Here is an 8,507-nt window from a genome sequence, read left to right as displayed (position 1 = left end):
GAGGGGGAGGGGTCGGCAGGGGTTAGGGGAGGCCGTACGAGTCCGGATTCGTAGGCGAAGACCACGGCCTGGACGCGGGCACGGGCTCCGATCTTGGTGAGGATCCTGCTGACGTGGGACTTGACGGTGGTCGTGGCGATGGAGAGCTGTGCGGCGATCTCGGCGTTGGACCGGCCGGAGGCCACGGCCACCAGGATGTCGCGTTCGCGCTCGGTGAGGTCCTCCAGCCGGCCCTTCGCGATCGGGACTTCGGGGCGGGGGCCATGGCGGACGGCGTGGATGAGGGCGCGGGCCAGGCCGGGCGAGACGACGGCGTCTCCGGCGGCCACGGTGAACAGGGCCGCGATCAGTTCGTCGGGGGTTGTGGTGGCGGGGAGGAATCCGTCGGCTCCGGCGCGCAGGACGTCGTAGGCGTGCTCGTCGCGGTGTGCGGAGCTGAGGACCAGAATCCGCGGTGGTCCGGAGTCGGGGGTGCGGGTCTGTCTGAGGCGGCGGACGGTCGTGGTGACGTCCGTGGGAGGCAGGCCGCTGCCCAGCAGTACGACATCCGGACGGAGGCGCTCGTGCATACGGGCTGTCTCGGCGCCGGTGGTCGCTTCGCCGGCGATGGTCAGGCCGGGCCGGGGGCCGAGGAGTGTGCGCAGGCCGAGGCGGTGCAGAGCGTGGGGGTCGGCGAGGAGGACGGTGATCACGCCGGACTGCTCCAGTGTGGGGGTGGGCGTCCACAGGGTGGTGGGAGCGGTGTGCGGGGTGCGCGAGGGCGGTCCGGTCAGGCCCCGGGCACGGGCGTTGTACGCGCGTGCCCGGGGGCGTCGACGTACGGGTCAGACGCGGACGGGCTGGGGGTGGTCATCAGCGCCCGGTCCTGAACCCGGTTCCGGGGCCGGGGACTTGGCGAGTTTCTCGCCCTCGACGTCCACGTTCGGCAGGATCTTGTCGAGCCAGGTGGGCAGCCACCAGGCGGACTTGCCGAGCAGTGCCAGGACGGCGGGCACGATGGCCATGCGGACGACGAAGGCGTCGAAGAGGACGGCGACCGCGAGGCCGAAGCCGATCGTCTTGATCATGGCCCCGCTGGCGCCGATGAAGCCGGAGAAGACGGCGATCATGATGACGGCGGCGGCGGTGACCACGCGTCCTCCGTCGCGGAAGCCGGTGAGGACGGCCTGCGCCGGCCCCTCGCCGTGGACGTACGCCTCCCGCATGCGGGTGACCAGGAAGACCTCGTAGTCCATGGCCAGGCCGAAGACGATACCGACCATGAAGATCGGCATCAGGCTCATGATGGGCCCGGTGTCCTCCACGCCGATCGCGCTCGCGAGCCAGCCCCATTGGAAGACGGCGACGACCGCGCCGAGGGCGGCGAGAACGGAGAGCAGGAAGCCGAGTGCGGCCTTGAGCGGGACGAGGACGGACCGGAAGACGGCCATCAGCAGCAGGAAGGCGAGTCCGACGACCAGGGCCAGGTAGGGGATGAGGGAGTCGTTGACCTTCTGGGAGAAGTCGACGTTGACCGCGGTCTGGCCGGTGACCAGGAGCCGGGCGCCGGTGTCCTTCTCGATGGCCGTGCCGGTGTCGCGGATGCGCTCGACCAGCTTCTCGGTGGCCTCGGAGGCGGGCTTGGACGACGGGATGGTGGTGACGATCGCCGTGTTCCCGGTCTGGTTGAAGCGGGCCGGGGCGACGGCAGCCACGTCGTCGAGCTTGCTGATCCTGCTGACCACCTCGGAGGCGACCGTCTTCGGGTCGTCGCTCCCGGCGGCGTCGACCACGACGACGAGGGGACCGTTGAAGCCGACGCCGAAGCCCTCGGAGAGCAGGTCGTAGGCGCGGCGCTGGGTGGTGTCGGAGGGCTGGGCCCCGTCGTCGGGCAGGCCCAGGGTCATGGAGGCCGACGGGATGGCGATCACACCTAGGCCGACGACACCTGCGAGCAGGACGGCAGCCGGGCGCCGGAGCACGAACTGCGCCCAGCGCAGACCCATCGGGACCTTCGCGGTGCTGTCCGCCGCCGCGGGCTCCTCCTCGTTCTTTCCAGCCTCGTTCTCCCCGGCCTTGTTCCTTCCGGCCCTGCTCTTTGCGACCTTGTTCTTTCCGGCCTTGTTCTTTCCGGTCTTGGACAGGACACGGTCACCGGCGAAGCCGAGCATGGCGGGTACGAGAGTGACGGCGATGATCACCGCGATGGTGACGGATCCGGCGGCGGCCAGGCCCATCTTGGTCAGCATCGGGATGTTGACCACGGCGAGTCCGGCCAGCGCGATGATCACGGTCAGGCCCGCGAAGACCACCGCGGATCCCGCAGTGCCCGTGGCGCGGGCGGCGGCCTCCTGCTTCGGGTGTCCCTCGGCGAGTTCGGACCGGTAACGGGAGACGATGAACAACGCGTAGTCGATACCGACCGCCAGACCCAGCATCAGGGCCAACACCCCTGCGTTGTCGCCCAGTTCGAGGGGCGAGTTCAGCGCGGTGAGGGTGAGGAAGCCGATGCCGACGCCGATGAGCGCGGTCAGCAGGGACAGTCCGGCGGCGACCAGGGAGCCGAAGGTGATGACCAGGACGATCGCCGCGACGATCACGCCGATGACCTCGGCGGCCGCGCCGTGGGACGCCACCTTGACGGCGTTTCCGCCGGCTTCCACGGTCAGCCCGGACTCACGCGCCTGCTCGACGGTCTTGTCGAGCGCGTCGTGGGAGTCGGAGCCGACCTCGGCCGCGGTCACCTTGTAGGTGACGGAGATGTACGCGGTGGAGCCGTCCTTGCTGATGGCCCCCGCGGTGTAGGGGTCGACGGCGGAGGCGACCTGGTCGGAGCCGCTCGCGATCTCCTCGGTGACCTTCTGCACCTCGGCCTTGTTGGCCGCGGTGGTCATCGTCTGCCCCTCGGGGGCCTTGAAGACGATCCGGGCGGTCGCTCCGTCCGAAGCGGAGCCGGGGAACCGCTGGTCCAGCAGGTCGAACGCTTTCTGGGACTCCGCTCCGGGCAGGGTGAAGGGCAGTGCCTTCGTAGCCGGCGCGCTGAGGGCGGCGATGATGGCCGCGCCCAGCAGGGCGAGCCAGACGAGGAGGACGACGGGGCGTCGCCGGAAGGCGGTATTACCCAGTCTGTACAGGAATATAGCCATGGTGGAGCTCTCTCGGTCAGGTCGTTGGGAATGCCCGTCAGGACATGAGGGCGTGCGGGGGTGGCCCGACGACGTGAGCGGTGCGCGTCAGGTGGGGGTGTGTGCGGTTGTGCGGGGACGCGGAAAGAGGGAAGGGCGCCTCATCGCGGGGCCGTCATTGGCCGGACAGGGCGCGAGAAGCCGACGGCGCGGGAAGGCCGGGCGGGAAAGGTGTGCGGTACACGCCGACGGTGGGGGAGGTCGGTGCGTGAGGACCCGGATACGGGCGGGTCAGATACCGAGTGCGGGGAAGACCAGTGCTTCCATGCTCCGCCTGAGGTCGTCCTGGGTCATCGCCGTGTCGCTCAGCAGTGGGCGGGCGACGATGAGGCTGACCAGCATCGGCGGGACGAGGTCCAGCGCCGGGTTGTCCGCGGCGACCTCGCCTCGGTGGACGCCACGCCGGAGGATGGCGCCGATGTCGTCGAGGGCCGGGTTGAGCCTCACCTCTCTCAGGGTGCGACGGAGTTCGGGGTTGTCGTAGATCGCGTGGCCCACGCTCAGTTGCAGAGCGGCGTCCCGCGCGAGTTGATTGTCGTCGGCGTGCTCCACCATCACGTACAGGTCGCCGCGCAGCGAACCGGTGTCGATCAGGTCGATGCGTGTCGGCCTGCGGAACTCCACGGCCGCGGCGACCAGTTGCGGCTTGCCTCCCCAGTCGCGGTAGAGGGTGGCCTTGCTGAACCGTGCGCGGGTGGCCACGGCCTCCATCGAAAGGGCCTCGTATCCGACCTCCCGCAGGAGGTCGAGCACGGCGTCGTAGAGCTGTGCCGCGCGCAGGGGGGTGAAGCGGCTGCCGCGAGCGGTGGACTGCTCGGCCATGACCTGCTCCTTCCCTGCGCAAAACGGTGCCGTTTTCTTTGGATGGCATCAGGTTAGCGAGACCACGGAGAAAACGGTGCCGTTTCCTGAGTGGCGTGGGTCACATACCGCTGGCGGCGGCTTCGCTCTCGGGGAGCGGGCCTTCCCGGTCGGCCGCGACGGTCGTACAGATACCGGTCGCGGCATCGCACCAGCCGCCGTCCGGCCCGGTCTCGACGAGCCGCAGCGGCGGGGCCATGGAGGCGTCAGCCATTGATCTGCCCCAAGCCTGGTCGATGACGGCGGTGTACTGGCGGGTGCCGGCCGCGCCGGGAATGGCGAAGCGGTCGCCGAGGACGGTGAACGGCACTCCACGGGCGCCCGGGGCCACCGCGGCGCCGTGATCGGCCTGTACGGCGTCGGCGTAGCGGCCGGTGGCGAGCACGTGCCCGTTCGGCCGCAGACCGTACGCATTTGAAGGCGGCGCTCGACGCCCACTACACCTCGTGCCCCATGCCGGACGGCGCCTACCGCCGCTCCCGCACCGTCCAGGAACAACTGACCGCAAAGAGGGAGCACCGCAGCGCGGGTCCCGTCGGTCTTCTTGTGGCCGCCGCCGCCGAGGAGGCGGGGCTCACACTGCTCCACTGCAACCGCGACTTCGAAACCATCGCCCGCACGACAGGGCAGCCGGTCCGCATGATCGACCTCAGGCATTGAAGTGCTCTCCCGGATGAATCCGGGAGATTCCCACCTACCTTGCGGTGGCGGGCTTGACGCGGCGTGGGCGCCTGACGACTGCCCTCCCGGCAGCCGGGATGAGCGCGAGGCCCATCCTGTACAGGTGCAAGATGTTCCGGGCTCCGTTGTGGTCGGCGTTGCCCACCCAGCCGCAGTCGGGGTTCTTGCACACGAACACAGCCTGGGACTCCCGGCTGCCCGGGGTGGTGAGCCCACACATCGAACAGCGCTGGGAGGTGCCGGGGGCGGGAACCTTGTGCAGAGTGCCGCCATGGCGGGCGGTCTTGTACCTCAGCAGCTCGACCGTGCGGCCCCATGCCTCGCCGCTGATGGCGCGGTTGAGGCCGGACTTCTGGGCGACGTTCTTCCCCGGCCTCTCCACGGTGCCCCTGGCGCTCTTGACCATGTTCGTGATGTTCAGGTCTTCCACCACGACCACGCTGTACTTCGCGGCGATGGCGGTGGTGGTCTTGTGCCGCCAGTCCAGGTGTCTGCGCTTGGCTCTCGCGCGGATTCCCGCGATCTGGTCATAGGTGGCCCGCAGACGGCGAGAGGTGCGCTCTCCCCGCCTGCGGAAGCTCTTGCGGTGCGCGGCCCGCTGTTCCAGCCGGCCCAGCTTGGCTTGTTCCGTCCCGGTCAGCCATGCATGGTGGTCGTATGTCGTGCCGTCGGAGAGGGCGAGTGGCATGGTGACGCCCACGTCGATGCCGACTTCGGGGCCGGTGTGTGGTTCGGGTGTGGGTTCGAGGGTCTGGACGCGGAAGGCTATGTGCCAGCCGAGCGCGTCTTTGACCAGCCGGGCCCCGGTGATCCGGTTGTCGGCGCCTGCGCGCTTTCCTGTGGGCAGGTCTTTGGTCCAGCGGAACCGGACCCGGCCGAGCTTGGGGATGTTGACCATGCCCCAGCGGCGGTGCACCCGGGTGATACACAGGTCCCGGCCCTGGGGGATGTCCACGGACATCACAGTGCGGAAGCGGGCTTTGAACCCGGGGGCACCCGCGCGGCCCTCCCAGCAGTTCTTCCATGCCTGGAAGTACGTCTTGAGCACAGCCTGGGCGGCCTGGGCAGGCAGCACGGTGAGCCAGTCGATCTCCTTGCGGGGTCTGGCGGATCGCCGAGTCCGCTGCCGCGAGGGAACGCTTGTCCTTGGGCAGCATGGTCCACCAGTCGTGCAGCAGGTTCCACAGGGTGCGAGCCGCGTGCGCCTGACCGTCCATGAGCTGGACCTGTGCAGGCTGCTGACCGTCGTACGCCAGTACATCGAGAACCAGCAGCGCCCCGTGTAGCCGACCGAGACCACCACTGCCGACCCATGCTCACGTGCGGGTCAGAGCAATATCGGGATGCGCTTCACCACCGCCCTGAAGGGCGGCACACTGCGCAAGATCAAAGGTAGAACTCCGCGAAAACACAGCGGAAGCCCGAGCCTCTCACCGGGACGACGGCGTTGCCCGGCGTCATGACGCCAGTCTGCGGCCCCGAGCGCACGTCTCGTCCGTCCCGTCCCTCCCCGGCGTCCAGCTCGGGCAGCGGCAGTAGACCACCAGTCGTTGCACAGCATCCCGGTGGCCGACAGCCACACACTGCTCTGACCCCGCCGCCGAGGCCAGAGCGGCGCCAACCAACCCTGAGGGTCACGGCGTCGAACTCACGAGCAGCGGATTCAGTCCGTTGGCCCAAAGTCCCGAATCCGCACGCCCGCTGCGACGTTTCCGCAGGCCAGAGCCTGGCTGTGGTGGGGCGGGTGGGACTCGAACCCACGGCCGACGGATTATGAGTCCTTTGTGGATCTTGGCGGCCCTTGCCGATCAGCGCCCATCCATGACGTTTTTGCTGGTCGGATGGCGTGCACCAGGTGAATGCCTCACCGTCTTTGTCGGCCTGTTCCTACCCTTGTGTCCCGACTGCGTCCCGACACCGTTGCGTGTGGACAGGGGACACAGGACCATCGAGCGATCGCGCCAGCTCAGGATTGGGTCTCGAACCCGTGCGCAGCGGATCAGCCTTCCAACGGGCAAGGGCCCCATCCCGGTATTCCGGGCGGAGCCTTTGGCGGTCGTTATCGCAGGCTAGAAGACCTGCCCACAGGTTCGATACCCGTTCAGCATGTTCCGGCCGTCGGAGCGACGCGGACCTCAGTCGCCGTGGTCATGCCGTGGCCGGGACACCGAGGTCTGCGAGCAGGCCGCGTACCCGCTGCCCGAAGGTGACGCAGAGCATGCCCGTACCGTCGACGACCAACGGGGTGCCGGGACCGTCGGAGGCGACGCTCATACGACCCCTCGGCGGGCGGCGGCGATCAGATCACCTCGTTCAGCTCGGCCTGCATCTGCACCGCCTCGGCGTCGCGAGCATCGCTGGGCGGCGCTCCTGTCGCTCTGTGACCTATGCCACATGTAGCTCCTGTCAGCAATCGGGGCGCCGCCCCGCTCAACTCACCGGGAGCAAGCGAACCGACAGGAGCAACACATGAAGCACCGCATCGTCGTCCTCGGCGCCGGCTATGCCGGGTCCTACGTGGCCGGGACCCTGGCCCGCCGGCTGTCCCCGGCGGACACCGAGATCACCGTGATCAACGCCGAGCCGGACTTCGTCCAGCGGCTGCGGCTGCACCAGCTCGCGGCCGGCCAGGAGATCGAGGCTCCACAGCTCGCCGACGTCTTCGCGGGCACGGGGATAGAGCTGCGCCTGGCCCGTGTCACCGCCGTCGACCCCCAGCGCCAGGTCGTCGCCGTGGCCGGCGCCGACGGCGGCGGCGAGTTCGGCTACGACACGCTCGTCCACGCGCTCGGCAGCCATGGCGACGACTGCGGCGTCCCCGGCGTGGCCGAGCACGCCTTCGACGTCGCCGCCCGGCCCTCGGCGCTTCGCCTGCGCGAGCGCCTGGACAGCCTGGGCAGGCGGGACGAAGGCGGGAGTGTGCTGGTCGTCGGCGACGGATTGACCGGCATCGAGACCGCCACCGAGATCGCCGAATCCCGGCCCGGCCTGTCGGTGACGCTGGTCGCCCGCGGAGAGCTGGGCGCCCGGCTCTCCGCCGGAGCCCGCGGCCACCTGCGCCAGGCCTGCGACCGGCTGGGCATCACAGTCCTGGAGCACACCGAGGTCGAAGCCGTCGAAGCGGCGCGGGTGCTGTGTGCCGACGGCACCGTCCTGGCGTCCGACGTGACCGTGTGGACGGCCGGGTTCGCGGTCGACCCCATCGCCGCCGCCGGCGGGCTGGAGGTCACCGAGGACGGTCGGATCGTCGTCGATCGCATCATGCGGTCGGTCTCCTACCCGAACGTCTACGCCGTCGGCGACAGCGCCTACGCCATCGGCGACAACGGCCGACCGTTGCCGATGTCCTGCGCTTCGGCCGGCTATACCGGCATGCAGGCCACGGCCGCGATCGTGGGACGCCTGACCGGCCGCAAGATCCCGAACACCAAGCTGGAGTACCTGGGCAACCACATCAGCCTCGGGCGGCGGGACGGGATCCTACAGATGGTCGACGACGAAGGGCAGGCGAAGCCGAAGCACGTGGGCGGCCGGAAGGCCGCGCGGATCAAGTCGGGCATCCTCAAGATGTCGCTGTGGACCACCTCGCACCCGACCTTCGGCCTGCCCAAGCGCAAGCGCCGCCTGGCCGTCGCGCCGGATGCGTCCGTCGAGAAGGCGTTCGCGTAGTCGACCAGCGTCTGCCTAGTTCTAGGGTGATCCGCGTGGACAGCACCGCCACTGATCGCTTCGACACCAGTCGGTTCGAGGCCAGCCGGAACCGGCTGGCCTCGCTGGCGTACCGGCTGCTGGGCTCCGCCG

At 69.5% G+C, this 8,507-nt stretch carries 6 protein-coding genes and 3 pseudogenes; 3 read left to right on the top strand and 6 right to left on the bottom strand.

Annotated features, from left to right (window positions below):
- From CCN51_RS44350 to CCN51_RS44335, 4 genes are all read right to left on the bottom strand, one after another.
- The coding region (locus CCN51_RS44350) for a LuxR C-terminal-related transcriptional regulator (protein WP_086860860.1) at window positions 1–692 on the bottom strand (692 nt) is incomplete at its 3' end.
- A 132-nt stretch (window positions 693–824) separates the two neighbouring features.
- Entirely contained in the window at window positions 825–3,125 is a 2,301-nt protein-coding gene (locus CCN51_RS44345) for an MMPL family transporter (RefSeq protein WP_014179938.1), read from the bottom strand.
- A 270-nt stretch (window positions 3,126–3,395) separates the two neighbouring features.
- Window positions 3,396–3,986, bottom strand: coding sequence for a TetR/AcrR family transcriptional regulator (locus CCN51_RS44340; protein ID WP_014179937.1), 591 nt, complete (start codon window positions 3,984–3,986; stop codon window positions 3,396–3,398).
- Window positions 3,987–4,086: 100 nt separating this feature from the next.
- Complete coding sequence (locus tag CCN51_RS44335; protein WP_014179936.1) at window positions 4,087–4,410, bottom strand: hypothetical protein; 324 nt, start codon at window positions 4,408–4,410, stop codon at window positions 4,087–4,089.
- 2 nt (window positions 4,411–4,412) lie between these two features.
- Here CCN51_RS44335 and CCN51_RS44330 point away from each other — a divergent pair.
- Window positions 4,413–4,685, top strand: a pseudogene (locus tag CCN51_RS44330) (PIN domain-containing protein); the annotation flags it as partial.
- Between the two features lie 34 nt (window positions 4,686–4,719).
- Here CCN51_RS44330 and CCN51_RS44325 read toward each other — a convergent pair.
- Window positions 4,720–5,923: pseudogene (locus CCN51_RS44325) on the bottom strand (RNA-guided endonuclease InsQ/TnpB family protein).
- 931 nt (window positions 5,924–6,854) lie between these two features.
- Window positions 6,855–6,980, bottom strand: coding sequence for a hypothetical protein (locus CCN51_RS59455; protein ID WP_014179933.1), 126 nt, complete (start codon window positions 6,978–6,980; stop codon window positions 6,855–6,857).
- Window positions 6,981–7,175: 195 nt separating this feature from the next.
- Here CCN51_RS59455 and CCN51_RS44320 point away from each other — a divergent pair, with 195 nt between their 5' ends.
- Both CCN51_RS44320 and CCN51_RS58555 read left to right on the top strand, forming a co-directional pair.
- A complete protein-coding gene (locus CCN51_RS44320) occupies window positions 7,176–8,375 on the top strand; it encodes an NAD(P)/FAD-dependent oxidoreductase (protein WP_014179932.1) in 1,200 nt (399 codons plus the stop codon).
- A gap of 35 nt (window positions 8,376–8,410) precedes the next feature.
- Window positions 8,411–8,507 (top strand): annotated as a pseudogene (locus CCN51_RS58555) (RNA polymerase subunit sigma-70); the annotation flags it as partial.

It is taken from the genome of Streptomyces milbemycinicus (assembly GCF_002154605.1).
GTDB classification, from domain to species: domain Bacteria; phylum Actinomycetota; class Actinomycetes; order Streptomycetales; family Streptomycetaceae; genus Streptomyces; species Streptomyces milbemycinicus.
This window is presented reverse-complemented; position numbering and strand designations above follow the sequence as displayed.